This window comes from Hydrogenovibrio sp. 3SP14C1 (genome assembly GCF_029625905.1).
In the GTDB taxonomy this organism is placed as follows: domain Bacteria; phylum Pseudomonadota; class Gammaproteobacteria; order Thiomicrospirales; family Thiomicrospiraceae; genus Hydrogenovibrio.
In genome coordinates, this window is record NZ_JARTLM010000125.1 from 1 (window position 1) to 270 (window position 270).

Below are 270 nucleotides of genomic sequence, written 5' to 3' on the forward strand. Positions count from 1 at the left end.
GCCTCGGCCAGGCTCATCTGCTCGATCTTCGTCGGGGCATTGGCCAAGATTTGCTCGTTGACGATGCGCTCGACCTCAGCAAGCTGCTCTGCGGTCATCGGTTCGAAGTGGCTAAAGTCAAAACGCAGACGCTCTGCGTTGACCAACGAGCCCTTCTGCTGAACGTGATCGCCCAGCACCATACGCAGTGCTTTGTGCAGCAGGTGGGTCGCGGAGTGGTTACGAATGGTCGCGCTACGCAGGCTGGCATCGACTTCACCGCGCACGTTG

Annotated in this window: 1 pseudogene; it reads right to left on the reverse strand. The window is 59.6% G+C overall.

What is annotated here, in order from left to right:
* Window positions 1-270, reverse strand: a pseudogene (locus tag P8629_RS11910) (alanine--tRNA ligase); the annotation flags it as partial.